The sequence below is a fragment of the Rubritalea spongiae genome (genome assembly GCF_042652385.1).
Classification (GTDB): Bacteria; Verrucomicrobiota; Verrucomicrobiia; order Verrucomicrobiales; family Akkermansiaceae; genus Rubritalea; species Rubritalea spongiae.
This window is the reverse complement of the sequence record NZ_JBHSJM010000001.1, coordinates 3,119,659-3,137,118: the sequence shown is the minus strand read 5'-3', so window position 1 is coordinate 3,137,118 and position 17,460 is coordinate 3,119,659. Positions and strand designations below refer to the sequence as shown.

The 17,460-nt window shown below is 47.9% G+C and carries 16 protein-coding genes; 5 read left to right on the top strand and 11 right to left on the bottom strand.

The features are described from left to right. Positions 1 to 9: 9 nt before the first annotated feature. On the top strand, positions 10 to 1,977 hold the full coding sequence (locus tag ACFPK9_RS13945) for a BatA domain-containing protein (RefSeq protein WP_377095626.1): 1,968 nt from the start codon (positions 10 to 12) through the stop codon (positions 1,975 to 1,977). Next, positions 1,974 to 4,196, top strand: a complete 2,223-nt coding sequence (locus tag ACFPK9_RS13940) for a hypothetical protein (RefSeq protein WP_377095624.1) — start codon at positions 1,974 to 1,976, stop codon at positions 4,194 to 4,196. The genes ACFPK9_RS13945 and ACFPK9_RS13940 overlap by 4 nt, the downstream gene beginning before the upstream one ends. Here ACFPK9_RS13940 and ACFPK9_RS13935 read toward each other — a convergent pair. Further along, a complete protein-coding gene (locus tag ACFPK9_RS13935) occupies positions 4,193 to 4,555 on the bottom strand; it encodes a hypothetical protein (protein ID WP_377095622.1) in 363 nt (120 codons plus the stop codon). The two genes, ACFPK9_RS13940 and ACFPK9_RS13935, sit on opposite strands and share 4 nt — an antisense overlap. A 403-nt stretch (positions 4,556 to 4,958) precedes the next feature. Here ACFPK9_RS13935 and ACFPK9_RS13930 point away from each other — a divergent pair, with 403 nt between their 5' ends. Beyond that, positions 4,959 to 5,687 carry a hypothetical protein gene (locus ACFPK9_RS13930; RefSeq protein WP_377095620.1) on the top strand — a complete coding sequence of 243 codons (729 nt, stop codon included), beginning with the start codon at positions 4,959 to 4,961 and terminating at the stop codon, positions 5,685 to 5,687. Positions 5,688 to 5,712: 25 nt separating this feature from the next. Here the strand turns inward: ACFPK9_RS13930 and ACFPK9_RS13925 are convergent, their stop codons facing one another. From ACFPK9_RS13925 to ACFPK9_RS13915, 3 genes are read right to left on the bottom strand one after another with little or no spacing between them, the layout of a single operon-like run. Further along, positions 5,713 to 6,318: a hypothetical protein gene (locus ACFPK9_RS13925; RefSeq protein ID WP_377095618.1), complete on the bottom strand. Its 606-nt coding sequence runs from the start codon at positions 6,316 to 6,318 to the stop codon at positions 5,713 to 5,715. Next, a complete protein-coding gene (locus tag ACFPK9_RS13920; protein ID WP_377095616.1) occupies positions 6,318 to 7,715 on the bottom strand; it encodes a DUF1501 domain-containing protein in 1,398 nt (465 codons plus the stop codon). Before ACFPK9_RS13920 ends, ACFPK9_RS13925 begins: the two co-directional genes overlap by 1 nt. 18 nt (positions 7,716 to 7,733) lie before the next feature. Continuing rightward, complete coding sequence (locus ACFPK9_RS13915; RefSeq protein ID WP_377095614.1) at positions 7,734 to 10,925, bottom strand: DUF1800 family protein; 3,192 nt, start codon at positions 10,923 to 10,925, stop codon at positions 7,734 to 7,736. Between the two features lie 202 nt (positions 10,926 to 11,127). Here ACFPK9_RS13915 and ACFPK9_RS13910 point away from each other — a divergent pair, with 202 nt between their 5' ends. Both ACFPK9_RS13910 and ACFPK9_RS13905 read left to right on the top strand, forming a co-directional pair. Beyond that, the gene (locus ACFPK9_RS13910; protein ID WP_377095612.1) at positions 11,128 to 11,973 is read left to right on the top strand and encodes a transglutaminase-like domain-containing protein; all 846 of its coding nucleotides are present in this window, start codon (positions 11,128 to 11,130) and stop codon (positions 11,971 to 11,973) included. Further along, positions 11,970 to 12,821, top strand: a complete 852-nt coding sequence (locus ACFPK9_RS13905; protein ID WP_377095610.1) for an alpha/beta fold hydrolase — start codon at positions 11,970 to 11,972, stop codon at positions 12,819 to 12,821. Before ACFPK9_RS13910 ends, ACFPK9_RS13905 begins: the two co-directional genes overlap by 4 nt. Here ACFPK9_RS13905 and ACFPK9_RS13900 read toward each other — a convergent pair. The 7 genes from ACFPK9_RS13900 to ACFPK9_RS13870 all read right to left on the bottom strand — a co-directional run bounded on the left by ACFPK9_RS13900 (position 12,807) and on the right by ACFPK9_RS13870 (position 17,451). Continuing rightward, positions 12,807 to 14,012, bottom strand: a complete 1,206-nt coding sequence (locus tag ACFPK9_RS13900; RefSeq protein ID WP_377095608.1) for a rhomboid family intramembrane serine protease — start codon at positions 14,010 to 14,012, stop codon at positions 12,807 to 12,809. The two genes, ACFPK9_RS13905 and ACFPK9_RS13900, sit on opposite strands and share 15 nt — an antisense overlap. Positions 14,013 to 14,033: 21 nt before the next feature. Beyond that, complete coding sequence (gene secG, locus ACFPK9_RS13895; RefSeq protein WP_377095606.1) at positions 14,034 to 14,579, bottom strand: preprotein translocase subunit SecG; 546 nt, start codon at positions 14,577 to 14,579, stop codon at positions 14,034 to 14,036. Between the two features lie 59 nt (positions 14,580 to 14,638). Continuing rightward, on the bottom strand, positions 14,639 to 14,986 hold the full coding sequence (locus tag ACFPK9_RS13890) for an aspartate 1-decarboxylase (protein ID WP_377095604.1): 348 nt from the start codon (positions 14,984 to 14,986) through the stop codon (positions 14,639 to 14,641). An 87-nt stretch (positions 14,987 to 15,073) separates the two neighbouring features. Further along, positions 15,074 to 15,937: a 4-hydroxythreonine-4-phosphate dehydrogenase PdxA gene (gene pdxA, locus ACFPK9_RS13885; RefSeq protein ID WP_377095602.1), complete on the bottom strand. Its 864-nt coding sequence runs from the start codon at positions 15,935 to 15,937 to the stop codon at positions 15,074 to 15,076. A 70-nt stretch (positions 15,938 to 16,007) separates the two neighbouring features. Beyond that, complete coding sequence (locus tag ACFPK9_RS13880; protein WP_377095600.1) at positions 16,008 to 16,322, bottom strand: hypothetical protein; 315 nt, start codon at positions 16,320 to 16,322, stop codon at positions 16,008 to 16,010. 97 nt (positions 16,323 to 16,419) lie between these two features. Next, entirely contained in the window at positions 16,420 to 16,689 is a 270-nt protein-coding gene (rpsT, locus tag ACFPK9_RS13875) for a 30S ribosomal protein S20 (RefSeq protein WP_377095598.1), read from the bottom strand. 126 nt (positions 16,690 to 16,815) lie between these two features. After that, complete coding sequence (locus tag ACFPK9_RS13870; protein WP_377095596.1) at positions 16,816 to 17,451, bottom strand: L,D-transpeptidase family protein; 636 nt, start codon at positions 17,449 to 17,451, stop codon at positions 16,816 to 16,818. Positions 17,452 to 17,460 lie beyond the last annotated feature (9 nt).

Here is a 17,460-nt window from a genome sequence, read left to right as displayed (position 1 = left end):
TACCCCAATTTGAATTTCCCATATCTAACTTCCAACGCCTTCTTTTGGTGGCTGTTAGCCATTGGAATTCCCGTGCTCATTCACTTTCTCAACCGTCGCCGGCACCGAGTCGTCAAATGGGCCGCCATGGATTTCTTATTAAAGGCAACTAGAGAGTCTAAAGGGAAAAAGAAGCTTAAACACATCCTCATTCTCGCCTGCAGAGCCCTCGCTGTTGCAGCACTTGTCTTTGCTGTCGCCCGCCCGATCACTTCAAATGGACTACTCAGTTGGGGAGCAGGCAAACTCGACACAGTCATTCTCATTCTCGACCGCTCAGCTTCGATGGAACTGGTCCCAAATGGTGACACCATGAGCAAACGCCAAGGGGTCATCCAGAGAGTAAGTGAAGCCGCAGCCGCGCTTGGAGGCTCAAAACTCATCCTCATCGATAGCGCCACCGGCCGCCCTATTCCCATCTCGGACCCAAACACCCTGAGTCAGATTTCTCAAACCTCAGCATCTGACACCTCAGCAAACATCCCCACCTTGTTAGACACAGCTCTGCAGTACATCTTCGAAAAAGACACTGGCCGCACTGAAATCTGGCTCGCCTCAGATATGCAGGCAAATAATTGGCAACCTAAAAGCGGGAAATGGGAAAATATAAAAGCCGGCCTCGACAATCTTGCTGACCAAGTCTCCCTCAGAATCCTCGCTCAAGTATCTGAAAGTGATAACAATCTCAGCGTACAAATCCTCAATTCACAACGCATCGATGACCAGCTGCTGCTAGATATCGAAATTCTCCAACATGGTGAACCTAGCACACAAGAGCTCCCACTCACACTTTCCCTCAATGGTACCGACAGCATTGAAGATGTGACACTCTCAAGTACTAGCACCAAACTGCGGAAACGCATTCCCCTCACGGGCCAATCAGGCTTCGGTTACCTCCAGCTCCCTGCTGACACAAATCTCCGCGACAACACCAGCTACTTCTCCTATGGCTCACAACGTCAAATCCGTTCCGCCGTCATCGCCCCTACTAGTGAAGCTCGTGATTATTTAGCATTAGCTTCAGCACCTCCAGGCTACGCCAACCAACTCGCTCAAACCTACCTCCCCACCGAAGACATCCCATGGTCCACTCTCTCCCTCGTAATCTGGCAGGCACCCATCCCTGATGATGAAGCTCAACAGCCTCTCCTCGATTTTATCAACAAAGGAGGCGTCATTGCCTTTTTCCCACCGGACTCCCCATCAGAACATAGCTTTCTCGGCTCAAGCTGGGGGCTCGTGAGCAATGCCAATAGCCAAAAATACTTTGTCGTCGATAAATGGGACCGTAACGATGGTCCCCTAAGAAATGGAGAAAATGGCACTCCTGTCTCAGCCGACAAACTGCGCGCTATTAAGAAGAAAGAAATTCAATCCAAGGACACAGTCCTCGCCAGTTGGTCAAACGACACACCATTCCTCACCAGACAACTCCACGGCAGAGGCTCAATGTACTTTGTCGGAACCCTCCCAGACTACACGTGGTCGAATTTAGGCGATGCCGATGTCATCCTCCCTCTCATCCAACGACTTGTCCAACGAGGTAATCAACGTTTCGGATCTGACCACACAGCCACTCTCGGAGCCCTCCCCACTGAACTGAGCATCGACAGCGCTAATATGAAGCGCCTCGATAAAGCCACATCCTCGTCGCCTCTCAACCTCGCATACCAAGCCGGAGTCTATCAATTTAACAACCGCATCGTCGCCATCAATCGCCCTCCAGCTGAGGACGTCGACATATTCATTTCAGCAGACCAACTCAGCTCCATACTCACCGACACAAGCTACAGCCTTTTTGAAGAAACCACAAAAAATGCTGCCGGCTTCACTCAGCAATTATGGAGAGTATTCCTCGTCCTCATGCTACTTTTCCTCATAGCCGAAGCTCTACTCTGCTTATCCCCTCAGCGAAATAACACAACACATCAAAAGTGAATTTCCACATCCACAAACTCTACTTCTCACCCACCATGCCTTTGTTCATCATCGGCATCTTGGCTCTGTGCATCGTGGCATTTCTGTGTGTGATTGCTGTGCGCCGATCACTGCGTCCAAAACGTACAGGAAGTATCGAACTACTGCGTTTCTTCATTGCCTGTTTTGTCGTTGCTCTACTGTGGCAACCAGAATGGAGAACTCTTATTATTCCAGAAGATGAGCCTGAAATCGCGATCCTCTGGGACGCCTCTGAATCAGGAAATACCACCGATGCTCTCGTCGATGAAACAAACGAAATCATCAGCCGCAGCGCATTTATCCAACGCGCTCTCGACCTTCCTGTATGGAAAGAACTCGAAAAAGACGGCAAAATTCGTGTCTTCAGCCAAGCATTCTCTGAACCAGCATCTGAAAGCACCTCGCAAGCGCTCGTTGGAACTGACATCAATACCCCTATCGAGAAACTCCTATCCCAACACGACAATTTACGCTCCATCATCTTACTCAGCGACGGCGACTGGAACCTCGGCTCCCCACCAGTAAGTGCAGCTCAGAAAATGTTGCTCCAGCAGATTCCACTCTTCGTCATCCCAGTTGGAAGTAAATCGCGTATTCCCGACCTCGACCTAATTGACGTCACTGCCCCCACCTACGGCATCGTCGGTGAACACATTCAAATTCCTTTCACCATTCGTTCCTCACTCAAACACGACGTTACCACTACCGTCACCATCCGCGATCCCAGTGCTAATAAAGAATTAACTAAAAAAATCCGCATCCCCGCTGAGAAAGACTTTTTCGACACTCTCCTCTGGCGACTCGATAATCAAGGAGCCAACAAATTAGAAATCAGTTTCCCAATGACCGAAGGGGAACGCGTAGAATCAAATAATCAGCAGGAATTAATCATTCAAGGAAGAGAAGAAAACCTCAAAGCCCTCGTTATCGAAACTCTCCCTCGCTGGGAATACCGCTTCATTCGAAATGCGCTCTCGCGCGACCCCGGTGTCGACCTCGATTGCCTCCTCTTCCACCCAAGCCTTGGTGCCGGTGACGGTCCAGATTACATCCAAGAATTTCCAAACAAACCTGAAGACCTGCAAAAATATGATGTCATTTTCTTCGGAGACATCGGCATCGACAAAAACCAGCTCACATTGGAGCAAACCAATTTACTCAAAGGCTTAGTCGAAAACCAAGCCAGCGGCATCGTGTTCATTCCAGGTTCACAAGGTAACCAAAACACACTCGAAGGCACCCCTCTTGGCGAACTCATTCCTGTCATCTTAGACAAAAGCAAACCAAAAGGTGTGAGTGAATCCACTCCTTCACCTCTCTCACTAACGAGCCAAGGCCGCAATTCCCTCCTCACAATGTTAGGCAATAATGCCGAAGAAAATGAAGAAATCTGGGAGAACCTCCCCGGGTTCTACTGGTCAGCTGCCATCGAAAAATCCAAAGGTGGCTCAGATGTTTTAGCTACCCACGCAAACCGGCGAAACCGATACGGTCGCATCCCTCTACTTGTCACCCAAACTGCTGGCAATGGCAAAGTCCTCTACCTTGGTCACGACTCAGCTTGGCGCTGGCGCCGTGGAGTCGAAGACCTTTATCACTACCGCTTCTGGGGACAAGTTGCCCGCTGGATGTCCTACCAACGCAACATGGCCGCAGGTGAGCGTGTCCGCCTCTACTACGCTCCTGACCGCCCAAAACCTGGTGATTTCGTCACACTAAATGCCAACGCCTTCGCCCCAAATGGAGCTCCACTGCAAGATGGCTCGGTCAATGTAGACATCGTTGCACCTGATGGGAAAACCTCCCGCGTCGAGCTCTCACCAGCTGAAGAAACCTGGGGCGCCTACTCAGGAAGAGTTCGTATCACTCAACCTGGCGAATGGTCTATTAAAGCCAACATTGCAGGAGATTCCCAAGCCCCGGCCGTTGAAACAACCATTGTCGCCCAAGGTGACTCGCTTGAAAAAATAGGACAGCCCGCACGTCCCGAAGTGTTAGAAGAAATGGCTAGAGTCGCAAAAGGTGCCGTCATTAAACCTCACGAAATTTCTAACATCGACACTCTTATCGATGCACTTCCTAAACGCCCCCCCCTCGAAGACTCCTTCCCATTGTGGGCGCAAATCAGTACCATGATCGTACTCCTTGCCCTGCTCGCCCTCTTCTGGACATTAAGAAAACTCAACGGCACATTCTAAAAAAAGAAGTAATGCCCAAGCCCGAGCACACAATAGCCAAAGCTAAATAGCACGCTCAATACGCAACTTACCGACATCACAATCCAGAAAATGGGGTTAAATAAGTCGAGTAATGCATAGATGTTCGAAGCCGCATCAATCACATCGCGCGAGTCCCACAACAAACCTCCTAACAATAGGATTCGCCTAGATGTCGCTATCGGCCCAATCCCTTTAATTACCTTCCCCTTTTTGCGCTCAGCATAGCGCTCCTTCAATACAGCTAACAGCTCCTTCGACTCTAACAAGGTCTCTGGTAACTTACTCATTCCATCGAGTGAGAACCAATAGAACACCAAACCTGAAAAGGGTAAAACCATTAGGTATAACGGTGTCAATGCCCACCAAAAAGACAGTCCAACTCCCCAATAGCAATAGGCCCAAGCTGCCAGTGTAATAACAGCGCTCCCGATCATTAGAAGAACCAAAGGCACAATGCTGATACGTGCTCCCTTACCAATCAGTCGAATCAACTGTACCAACGTTTGCGATTCTTCCTCTAACTTCATTCTGACCTCCTCATTATTGCTTAGCATTCAAGCTAATTTCCCAAAAGAAATCGACTCTCAATTCCCTTTACTCCTGCTAGACTTTTTATCTTTAGACTCATACGGCTGTAACACTGCCTCCTTCAGCCCTATATGCCGTAGACATTTTAAATGATTTTACTCACTTCTAAAAAAATCTGAATATCCCTGATACTCGACCCGTCTCACTAGTATCATGAAAAAATATTTCTACATGTTTACAGCACTGTCTGTAACATCACTCCTCACTTCTTGTGTCCCACCTAGCGGTTACTACGGCACCACTACATACAGCACTGGAGTCCAGTACTCAAACAGCTATCGACCTCCCTACAGTACCTACGTTCGAACCAGCCATTCAAACTGGATATACGATCCTTATCGACGCAGCTACTATGATATAAGAGTGAAGCGCTACTACGACACCTCACGTGGCCGCTACTACCACAGCCACCCAAAACGCCACTCCTCACCATCCTATCCATCGGGATACCGCAAAGGTCATCCAGTAAAAATGCACTCTCGCCTGCCTAAAGATAGCTACAAAAAGCCTGTCTCAACAAAACAACGACCAAGTAGTTCCCCACGTCAAAAGGACACGCATACATCTCGCCCCACCTCGTACAGGCCCCAACAAGATCGACATTCTTCCCAGCGAAACCACAGCAGTAGCGATCAGCGAAAAAGTTTCACTCAAGCAAGCAGGCCCACTAGGGCTCAGCCCTCGTCGATTCAAAAACAACTCAAAAAAACTCCAAGTAGGTCGCACACTGCGACACCTCAAAAACAACGGCAACAAGCTCCCAATCACTCCAAAAACCAACGCTCGAATAGCAATTCCAAACACCAGCCTTCGGATAAAAACTCCAAACAACAACGCTCAGACAATAATTCTTCCCGTAACAAACACAGTCAGCGCGTTTAATCCATACACTCGGAGTTCCTGAACATCAGTCAACTTCATCGGGATACATCAAGTCATCCCCGGTGAAAAGAATGCGATCCGCGCCGGCAGAGCGGATCGTTAGCTCCGCGTAACTCGGGCTGTGAATCCAGTAAGGAGTTCCATGCTCGTCCACCAATTCTCCATTTTCATTGATCCGTGGTGAGTCACCAGGAAGCACCCCAACCTTTGTCGGGTTATCTCCTAACAGACTATTCGTCACTTCCACATTCAAGCCCGTTGGATAGTCACCGCGATACACTGTAACACGTAATGATGCTAACAATCCATGGATCGCTTCCATCGCCTGTTGGTCACTAAGCTCTGGATCATCTAACAACAAAGCCGCCTCAGATAACTCCGAGCGATCCATTGGATTATTTTGTAACTTAGCAGAGCTTTGATCAAAACGTAGCGACCTACTCGCTCGAGCCCTCAGCTCCGCAGATCTCGCACGCTTCTCTTTCTCGCTCAGCGTATCAACAATATTTGTCAACTCAGCTTGCACTGTAACATCAGCATCACGATTTTGAGTAGCATCCCGATCTAACAGGAGCCACGTCAAACCTCCCAGCGCTACCACTACGCTGACGATTGTAACAGTTTTTAGCATTAACCAAAGAGCCCAGAAATCGGAATATCTGATGATCCGGCTGTCCAAAAGTTCCGGATGTTAGGCACAACTTCTTCCATTTCACTATTATTCTCTACTCCGAACCAATAGGCGAGCGAGGCGTAAAACTCATCGACAGAGGTCGTTGGTAGTTGCCTCCCGCGGCCGACATCGGTGGTCGTTTCCGTGAGAATACTTGGGTACTGACCGAAGACCTTTCCTCCATTCACTGGTCCCCCCATCACCATCTGGTTGCCACCCCATCCATGGTCACTACCCGCGCTATTAGGCACTAAGGTACGTCCAAAATCTGATGCTGTGTACGTCACCACTCGGTCGTGATAACCAATCTCCTTCATCGCCTCATTAAATGCCATTAGGGCCGCACTCACGGAAGCCATCAGGCCATTATGCGCCTCGATCCCCCCGCCGTGTGTATCGAAGCCACCTTGGCCTACAAAGAATGTCTGACGATTAGCATTCAAGCCCTCTGGCCCCTGAGCTTTGATGTATTTCGCCACTTGAAGTAATTGTTGCCCCAAACCACTATCTGGGAACGCTGTCGCAATCACTGTGTTTTGCTCGATATCTTCTAACAGAGCACTTTGTTCTAATGCATCCTCTCGGATATAATTGTGATGCGCATGAAGCACAGAAGCGTATTGCATCTCGAGCGTCGCATCCATCCCTCCCTTCACCAGACTATCCGTATCATAAAGATCCAATGAATCGACACCCTTATAGGTGTTAAATGGTGAACTTAATTTTCCAACCTGTGTCGTATTCGCACCATAAGGAGAAAGACTCACACTCGTCGTCGCATTGTTATTAGCGGCATCATTCAACACATCAATCATCCTTCCCGCCCAACCAGTTCCCGCAAAGGGAGTGGTTTTACTCAGCGAAATCGACGTCTGCCATTGCTCAATCTGGTCATTATGAGAGAAGCGACCATAGGGTAAGCTTACTGAACCTGCATTGTATTCAGCCAGACTTGTCGGCTGAATTAAAGTACCGACATTGGCAATAAAACTTAATTCTTCATTATCAAATAAAGTTTTCACTGAGCCCATATTCGGACTCAGATGGTAGTCTTGAGAACCATCAAAAATCTGATGCATCTCTGCTTGAGAAATGCCTAAAATCCCCCGTGTATCCAGATAATCACTATAGCCGTCCACTCCAGGCGTGAGCATGTTAAATGAATCGTTCCCACCAAACATAAATAGACAAACCAGGCCCTTATAGTCAGTAATCGAGCCTGTCGCTCGCGCCGCAAATAACTTGTTCGTCATCTTCAGTGACAAGATCGATGACATCGCGCCAATCCCAGTCATTTTCCCACAACCAGCAAGGAAGCGGCGGCGGCTCATCGTTTTGTGCATTTGAGTTTTCATTAAGCTAAAAATTTACATTTAATAGGAAACGCTGAAATCAGAAGCATTGAATAAAATCGACAGAACCTTGGAAAAATTCTCACGAGTTGCGCCTCCATTCAGTTCACTAAGATCCACTAATTCATCCTTGAGTTGCTTAGAAATCTGACCGTTACAAAGCCAAATATTGAGATCATCAATGAATCCTTCAATACTCTCATTCTTTTGATACAAATAAGACAAGTAACTATAATTGATACTAAACTCATCCTCCAAATAGCTAAATGAAGATAGCGGTCGATCTTGATCCACAATCGCATGAAAACTCTCAAATTGTTTAATCACGTAAGGAGAAAGGATTTCAGACTCAGGTGAGGTGAGATGCCTATTATATGTCACTTCAGCCTCAGCTAGAGCTCCAAGCGATGGTGAATAATCAGAATCATAAAAATTGAAAACCGATGGCGCCCGCAAAGGAATCTGCCCAAAATCGGGAGTTTGATCATTCGCCGCCTTCTTCGTTTTCGGCTGCACCCGTATCAATCCATCAGACTCGCCAGATAGCGCCTGAGAAAATCGGTAAAATTGTGTCCACTTAAGAATCGGTTCCTTAATTCTCCCAGAAATAGCGCGAGTCGGCTCCAATCTCACCTCGCCTGAAGACCCTTCCAATTGATAATCAATGCCATATCGAACCTCAGGATCGAGTAAGATCGCCTTAAGCACAGCCACGAAATCTCCATGCACTCCTCGACCATACACCCCTTCACCTCTCCATGCCTCAGTCACCCGCGCAATATATTGGTCAGAAGGATTAGAACTTGTGAGCCGCTTAATCAATAACCGCGAAAGATGCGGGGCCGTACTCGAGTGACTCGCCAAACTGTCCAAAGCCGCTGCGATGTCGCTATCGCCAGATCTATCTTCCGGCAACACGGTTCCATCTAACAAAACTTTTTCAGAGGTATCGTGGTATTCCTCTACCATCACCATCGGATTCTCATATCTAGTTCCATTCCCAGCCCCTGGCGAATTAAAGTTAACAGCCTCACCACTGGAATCTGTTAGCCCGAGACCGGTAAAAACTTTTGCCATCTCGGTGATGTCTCCGTTATCATAGTTCTCAATTCTGTTCCCTTCAAAATCTAACAGGTAATTGCCGCTCTGATCTTGCGCGTACACTCCACAAGAAAAAAGCTGCATTACTTCACGCGCATAATTTTCATCTGGAAAAGTTCCTAGTTCTTCATCCCCTTTGCGGTTTTGCGCCGAAGAAAGGTATACCCCCATGAAGGGATCGTAACTGATCGTACTTAGCAAATCTCGATGCGTCGAAAATGCCTCATCCATCAACTTGTCATAATATCCAGTGTAGGACCGCCATACGTTATGCCGCTCACTGTTTGCCCAAAACGTAGAAGAGGTCACAAAAATTTGGCTAAGAGAAAATGCCATCCTGTGTCGTAGCTGCTCGCGGCTCTGCGTAACCTTTCCCCACCATACTAACTCAAAATTTTGAATATTAATCGAGGGTACCTGCTCCCCACCAAGAAACGTGAGTTGATGTTGCAAACAATCGTCCGTCACCGAACTCTCCCTAGGCATAGTTATTTGTTCATCAATCCACGCCTCACATGCTGGAAGGTAGCCTTCATTTTGAATCTTATTAGCCAACTCTGCGATCTCAGCAGGAGTTCCCCCCATCGAAGCTTGAGACAGAAAATGCCCAGCTCTCGATAGCGCAATAAAATCTTCCGAAGCCAACTCCTCAGCATCTTTAATCCATAGATTGAGACTACCATGCTCCATCACTGACAGTGTCAACTGCTCGTCATTCTCTATCACTCCATCGGCCAATGCCTCTAGATAAATCGTCTTACTCACTTCGCCCGCTCCCAAGTGTACCACTCCATCCCAAATAATCTCCCCATTCTCATCCACTAAACGGTAGTCCTCAGCCGAAGCGGCATTCGAAGCCACTTCTGTAATATCAATGAGCTGAAAACTCTGTGTCCTTTGCAAATCAAGAAAACCGTTTCCTCTCTCACTCACTCGCGTAAAAGTAATCGGCAGCCCTCCGCCTCCATCCTCGTATACAACTTTCGCTCCCGCTGTGATTGTAACAGACGCCTCTAATGCCGATTGTACAAGCCCCTTCATCTGCTGATAATCATCCCCTGCTCCGCTAGTCGTTGACGCCGTATCACTATCATCAAATCCGGCCACATTACGCTCCTCCCAGCGAGTCAAGCGATCCCCATCCTCATCCACATCGGTGACCTCCACTTTATAAAAATAACGCTCAAAAACATCCGGATCGACCTCAAAACCCATCATCCCCCCATCACCCTCAAAAGAAGCATTGCTAGGCTCCCAACTACCATCAACTAGAGTCTCACTCCCATAAAGCTGATATTCCTTCCCCAAGACAGAAGGAAGCTGCAACTGAACCTTCGAATCACTCGATAAACCCGCAAATAACTCCAACCGTGAATCAGCTTTAAACGGGTTTGTCCCCGTCAATGCTTCCTGCAAATTACTAAACCCATCTCCATCAAAATCTTGGTTACCTACAAGTGCATCTTTGACCAAATCACTGGCACCATAACGATACTCCCAGATATCGCTCACCCCATTGTTGTTAATATCAATCCCTGCCTGAGTTGATTCTAAATCGTAAGTTCCTTCTAATACGAAATTATCAATCATGTGCGTCCGTCGAACCAAGCCGTGCCTATCAGCATAGGAAAATCCAAAGCTGATCGACTCTCCATTCTTCAGTGAATGGCTTAAAATAATCGATTGAGGGTCAGTTTGAAGGGACGAACTAGGTTCATCATTCACCAGAAGCACAGGATCTTCGTAGCCCCCACCAGTATCCACGTAGACCTCCATTACTGGGTTCGATCCATTTAAGGTCGCCCGCGTATAATCAAATTTAATTCCAGTTAAATCAAGAGACTCAGAAGCTCCCAACCCGGTTGCAGTGAAAGTAATCGTCGTATAAACTTCTTCAGCCGATGAACTACCCCCTGTCACCGAAGCACTCGTCCAATACCCCGTATCCAAGTGGCTTGCGTCTGGGCTAACACCCACATTCCCAGTAATACTTACCTGTAAATACTGATCAAGTAACTCTGGCGACGGTTCACCTGTTAACTCAGCGAGAGGTACGGCCACAGCAGTACCTGCTGATAACAAAAAAACAAAAGAAATTTCGGCGAAGTTCATGGATTTGATCTAGCTTGCCGGAGGGAATCTTGGATTGAGTGCTATTAGCTAGCATTTGAATCCTCTCACTACAAGCTAGATCAACCCACACAAAGCATTGTGTAAACAACCTTGGCGCAAAAAACAAAAAATAGAACCTTCCTCTAAGTTTCTCGCTAGTAGATTGACCAAAATACCATCTAGCAGTATCATAATGGTACCCATGGTAGACGAACAACAGTTACCTTACATGCTGCAATTACTGGACGATGAAGAACCAGCAATTCAGGATGCACTACGCCATGAGTTCTCTACAACCTCTGGCGATCTCAGCAACGAAATCGCAGCTTTAGCCATGGACCTAAAACCCACTGACTTAAAGCGACTTTCACAAATGCTCCTCCCCGGACGCAGAGACACTCTACTCCAAGAATGGCAAATCCCCCAAGGTGGTGCGGCAGCTCTCGATGACGACTGGGACACCTTCGAAGACATGCTACGACTTATTTCTGACTTCCTACACGACGGAGTCACCCTGCGCCCCGCACTGCCGGACACTCTAGACATGCTAGTCGAAGAAGCCATCAACGAAAAAGCGCACCTTAGCGAAAATAGCCTACGTCTCTGGATGTTTGACTCCGGACGCTTCAGCGGAAATAAAAACGACTATTATACCCCGCACAATAGCGACCTTTCGTGGTGTATGGAAACTGGCTCTGGTAATCCAATAAGCCTTGCTCTCCTCTACATCCTCGTCGGCCGACGTCTCAACATGGAAATCACTGGCTGTAACTACCCAGGACATTTCCTCGCTCGCATTCAACTCGATGGAAAACCGGTACTCATCGACTGTTTCCACAAGGGGCGCATCATCTCCGTCGATGAAATCCTCCAAGATAACAAAAGTATCTCAGATTACGCAAAACAGGCAATCCTCACAACAGCTCCTCTTGGACACATTCTCATGCGAATTCTACGCAACCTTGAACACAGTTTCAATAAGCTCAAACGTGAAGATGATGCCAAGATTTTCCGCATGATTTTCGAACGTATGCATCGTTCCATATGATCTCTGAGTCGAGTCACATTCAGATCGGCAAAATTTCCCTTCACCGCATTGTCATGCACCCCGACAAGAGCGTTGAAACCCATTCCGCCTGTATCTTCACCCATGGCCAGGGCGACTACGCTGAACGTTACCTCGACGTACTACATCCATTCACTAATCTCGGAATTCGCTGTATAGTTACCGACCTCCAAGGCCATGGCCGCAGCTCAGGAAAGCGTGGCCATATTGCCTCAAGCTCGTTCATCGATGCTGTCACAGAAAGCAATCTACAGGCCACTAGCGGACTACCGACAGGTATCGCCGGCCACTCCATGGGAGGTTTGCTCACTTTAAGGCATCTAGCTCTTGGTCTGACTGGAACCCTGCCGCTCCCAGAATTCTGTTGGGTCAACGCTCCTTTATTGCACCCCCGTGGCAACCGGCCTGATTGGTACGTTCGCATGGCAACTCTTTTAGCAAACATAGCCCCCGCCGCCACCATTCACACAGGAGTCACTCCAGAAATGTGTAGACTCGAAGACCCCGCCCGTCTTCCGAAAGACCCGCTCTCACTCGGTCACCGCCGTGTTTCTATAGGCTGGGGCAGTGAACTCTTAAAAATTGAGCGATTTACCCACACAACACTAACACAAAAAAAATACGACAAGCCCTTTCTTTACACCCAAGGAGGAAACGACTCAGTCTGTCCAGCGATTGAAGCCCAAGACTTCTTCCAACAACTCCCGTTTTCTAAAAAACAATTCAATCTCTTCCCCGAAATGCTTCACGAAACCTTTGCCGAGGCAGGAAGAGAACAACTCTTTCAAGTACTCAGTAGCTGGTTAGAGGAAAATTCACTCCAACAATAAACGGTAGGCGCAATAAACTGTGGTCGCTATAAGAATAACTAAAGCGCCCCCCCCTACAAATATGTCCTTCTTTAAAATACTTGGCCGCGTCACCGAACTGCTCGATGGAAACACAATCGCTGCATAAGCCATCCCAGCAATCAAGCCTCCAGCATGGGCAGAGTTATCAATAAAACTGAATCCCACGCCGCCCATCACTCCGACCAGCACCAAACCTGCAAGCAAACGTTTGCGTGCCGACTTTGGAACGAGAGCCTTATGTAAAGTCTCAAAGACTAACAAAAATCCAAGCAATCCAAGAATCCCTCCAGAAGCGCCGACACTCGGTACATTTGGCTGAAAGTACACTGTCGTCATCCCCCCCACAAATGCTGCAATGACATAGGCTGTGACCATATGCGGCCACCTTGCCAAAACTTCAGCCCGGCGCGCTAGATAACGCAACGCCGCAAAATTCATCAGCCAGTGCACTAAATTACCATGCACCATTGCGGCAGTAAAATACCTCCACCACGGATCAACACCAGCTGCACTCATCTGCTTTTGCAGCCCAAACTTCTCCACCGCTTCGCTCCCCCAATCAAAACTTCCAGCAGCAATCCATTGACTCGCTCCAGTCACCAGTATCAGCACTAACAGGGTGAGAGTAAACGGAGCAACATGCCCATTGATCCAACTATCAAAACGAGCATCTGCGACTTCCTTAGCCCAATACGCCTCGTCTCGACTACTCTGCTTGCGCAGCTCCTTCCAGCCTTCATACCACGGCACCAAACCAAAAATAAGCAACATGATCGCCGTGATGGCCACAGCTGGCGACTCGATGACATGACTCCAATTCCCCTGACTATTGCTATAAGCAGCATAACTTGCCCAAAGAAAAGCCGCTCCCATGACAAGCGTCAGACGCTTTCCGTCAGAAATGTCATTTCGCGCCCAAAAAGACCGGCGCTTCACCAAAGTCTTTCGTAAACCTACAAGCTCTTCGGGAGCTATAAAATGTTCAAACTCCGGACACCAAACCAAATCAACTCCATGCTTCGACTTTTCGACTAGTTTTACCAGCGACTTCAGTGAATCTGCCTGGTGCCGTTTTCCCTTAGTATCTTGAAAACCAAAAGCACCAGTCACAGGTTTTTCCGGAAATGCTCCCGGTCGCGCCCATACTGGTGCTTGTTGTTCCGTAGACACGGAGAAATATTTAAAGGGAAATTACTGCTTCGCCTCGTCAACTTCAGCAGAAAGCTCTTCAGCTTTTTCTTCGACAGCTGCTGCACCTTCACTAACTTGTTCAGTGACAGCCTCTTTCACGTCTTCTACACTTTCTTGAACGTCCTCTGCAGCAATAGAAACTTCCTCAGCCACTTCTTCAGCTGGAACTTCTTCTTCAACTGCTGCGACAACTTCAGCAAGCTCAGCCGCATTTTCTTCACTAGCGACTTGCTCTTCAGTTTGCTTCAATGAACTTTCGTCGAGACGTGCACCCGAATTCTGAGCAGAAACAAGTACAGACAAAGCAAGTGTTACTGCAAAAAATGCTGTACCTAGATAAGCTGTTCCCTTCTGAAGAACATCCGTAGTCTGAGCACCGAAGGCTTGGTCAGTCATACCACCACCAAAAGCAGCTCCGAGACCTTCCTGCTTCGGGCGCTGCATAAGCACGACTAAGCAAAGCAGCAAACTAAGTGCTACAAGAATGACAAGAAGAAGGTTAATCGCGATAGTCACACCGCTAACAGCTAAAATCATTGAGTTCATGGGACGCGGAATATGGAAGGCAAACGACAGCTTGTAAAGCCATCATTTACTCTGAAAATTTACTTACCGAGGCGGATAATCTCGTTTTGTTCGTTACAAACCACTTTCTTCGGCTCCACAGGAGTTTCAGAAAGGCCAAATGCCATGATCGTGATGCGCTCGCCCTTACCGATCACGTGTGCCGCTCCACCGTTAAGAATAATCTTACCAGTGCCTGCAGGGCCAGCTTGAGCGTAAGTTTCAAGGCGTCCACCTTTAGACGCGGAGGTCACTAGAACCTTTTCACCAGGCATCAGATCTACAGCTTCCATCAAATCGAGTGGAATTTCAATGCTGCCTTCATAGTCCACCACGCCGTCAGTGCACATCGCACGGTGGATCTTTGACTTCAAAAAACTGCGTAACATGCCCGCACCAATGACCACTTTCTCACTAAAGTCAATTCTTTCTCACGCGCTTCGCTAACCATGAGATTAAAGCGCATATCACTACAACTAAACGATCAGATCTATCGCCAGCTGAATCGCATGCTGCATCGACGATGACTTCGCTATCCCTTTCCCTGCAATATCAAAAGCCGTTCCATGGTCAGGGCTCGTTCGCGGCCGAGGCAATCCAAGTGTCGTATTCACCCCAGTATCAAAATCGAGCAGTTTCAGAGGAATCAACCCCTGATCGTGATACATACATAATACCGCATCATAGTCACCTTTCACCGCGTGACCAAAAACTGTATCCGCAGAGTGCGGACCTGAAAAAATAGCGCCTTTTGAGTCAGCATTTAATTGCTCAATCGCAGGAGCCACAAGGTCAACATCCTCTCGACCAAAGGCTCCATTTTCTCCAGCGTGTGGATTAAGACCACACACTGCGATGCGCGGCGGATTCGCCCCTCTCTGAGCACTAAACGCAGCCAGCAACATCCCCACCCGTACAATCTCTTCTTGAGTAATAAGCTCTGGCACCTGAGAAAGAGCCACATGAATCGTTACAAGCGCCACCGTAAGATTTGCACCTGTAAGACACATTGCATGGTTATCACATTCAAGACGATCTGCAAAAAACTCAGTCTGCCCTGGGAAATGAAATCCTAATTCGTGAAGACCTTCCTTCGCTACAGGACCAGTAACAATTGCGTCGATCTCTCCCCTTTTGAGCTTTTGAGCACCCTCTTCCAAGGCATCTAAAGCTGCTCGAGACGTTTCACGCGTCGGCTCGCCCAGAGTCACCCCCCTCAGTCGCTCACCAAGAATTTCAATCTGCACCCCAGCTGGAATAGCAATAGCTTTTAATGCAGCATCTACCACCTCAGGACCAACACCAGCTTGATCCCCGAGCGTAATCCCTATCTTTTTCATCCCCTTAAATTCTGACTACCAAGATCGCGATTCTATCACTCACAGGCCAAATACACTCTCCTATGTAAACCTAGGATAAATCCTCTACTGTCACAGAAGTTTGCTTCCGAGCACCTAAGAAAATTGCTTGGTCAACCACTCTCGACGGCTCTGCATCAAACCGGTAACCATGACAGTTCGGACAAGTAATAGCCCCAGATCCAACAATCGAATCACACCCCTCACACACTTTGTAAGAGCTAGGGTTCGATGCGATCTCTTGAGCCTTCTTTGAGCGTTCAGTACTGATGGAGTCCTTCATAATTCTGCGACACGCAATGCGCGCTTCAACTATCATCGACGAATCCCCAAAAAGCGCAAGCTTGTTAGCGAGATTCCAAGTCATAAAAAAACGGAGGCCTTCACTCTGAAGCACCTCCGTTTTATAAATTTTGCCTAGCCCTGCAATAGCCGTGCTACTTGCATCTACGCAAGTAGATCAATTAAGCAGCTTGAGCTTCTTTGATCGCCTTAGCGGTCTTGCTCTTAAGGTTTGCAGCTTTGTTCTTGTGGAAGATATTCTTCTTCGCGCACTTATCTACTGCGGAAGTAAACTGAGTGAACGCCTTTTGAGCAGCATCAGTATTGCCTTCTGCTGCTGCAGTGATGGAGTTCTTACGAAGAGTCTTCACGCGGCTCTTAAGAGCTGAGTTAGCTGTATTACGCTTTTCGTTCTGACGAACGCGCTTGAGTGCTTGCTTTGAGTTAGCCATGATTTTATATTGTAAAAATTGTTTGAAAGTTCGGCGTTGCAGGCCGGGGCGGAGAAACTAATCATCTCGCACATCTTGTCAAGCATTTGAGTCACAGAAGTACCATTTTTATCAGCACTCCACCAGTTAAGCATTCTGTTCGGGCTTCACCACTTCTTGCTTCTCTATGGATTTAACGAAGCTTCGTTGCTTGAAAGCTGTTGGAAGTTTCATCAGTGATTCTTCAACGACCTTCACTTCCGCGTTCACTCCTATCCGAGAATACAAATCCACAATATCCTGAGATCGCATACGAATACACCCGTAACTCGCCGCTTCTCCAATAGTTCGCTCCTCAGGCGTCCCATGGATGTATATATAGCGATGAAACGCATTTTTGTTACGACGCTCAGTCCCCTTCAACCACATGATGCGTGTCACAATCGGATCTCTCCCTGGTGCATTTGGCGGAAGAACTTCCCCAGTGGGTCGGCGACCTTTAAACACGGCCCCCTTCGGCTGATTGCCTCCTATCTTCTTCGCCACTTTCATTTTTCCCAGTGGTGTCCGCATGCTGTGCGGCGTGTCGCCTAGACCAAATTTCGATGTCGAAATCTTATACGCCTTCACTGGCTGACCATGCTGACTGAGCACCATCGTTTGATCCTCTACACTAACGAGTATCTTGCTCTGGTGAGCATCGAGCTGCTGAGACGCACAGCTGTTCAGGAACAAACAAGCAGCACCCAAAAATAATGATAAAATAAAACGAAGGCGTTCCATTTCTAGTAT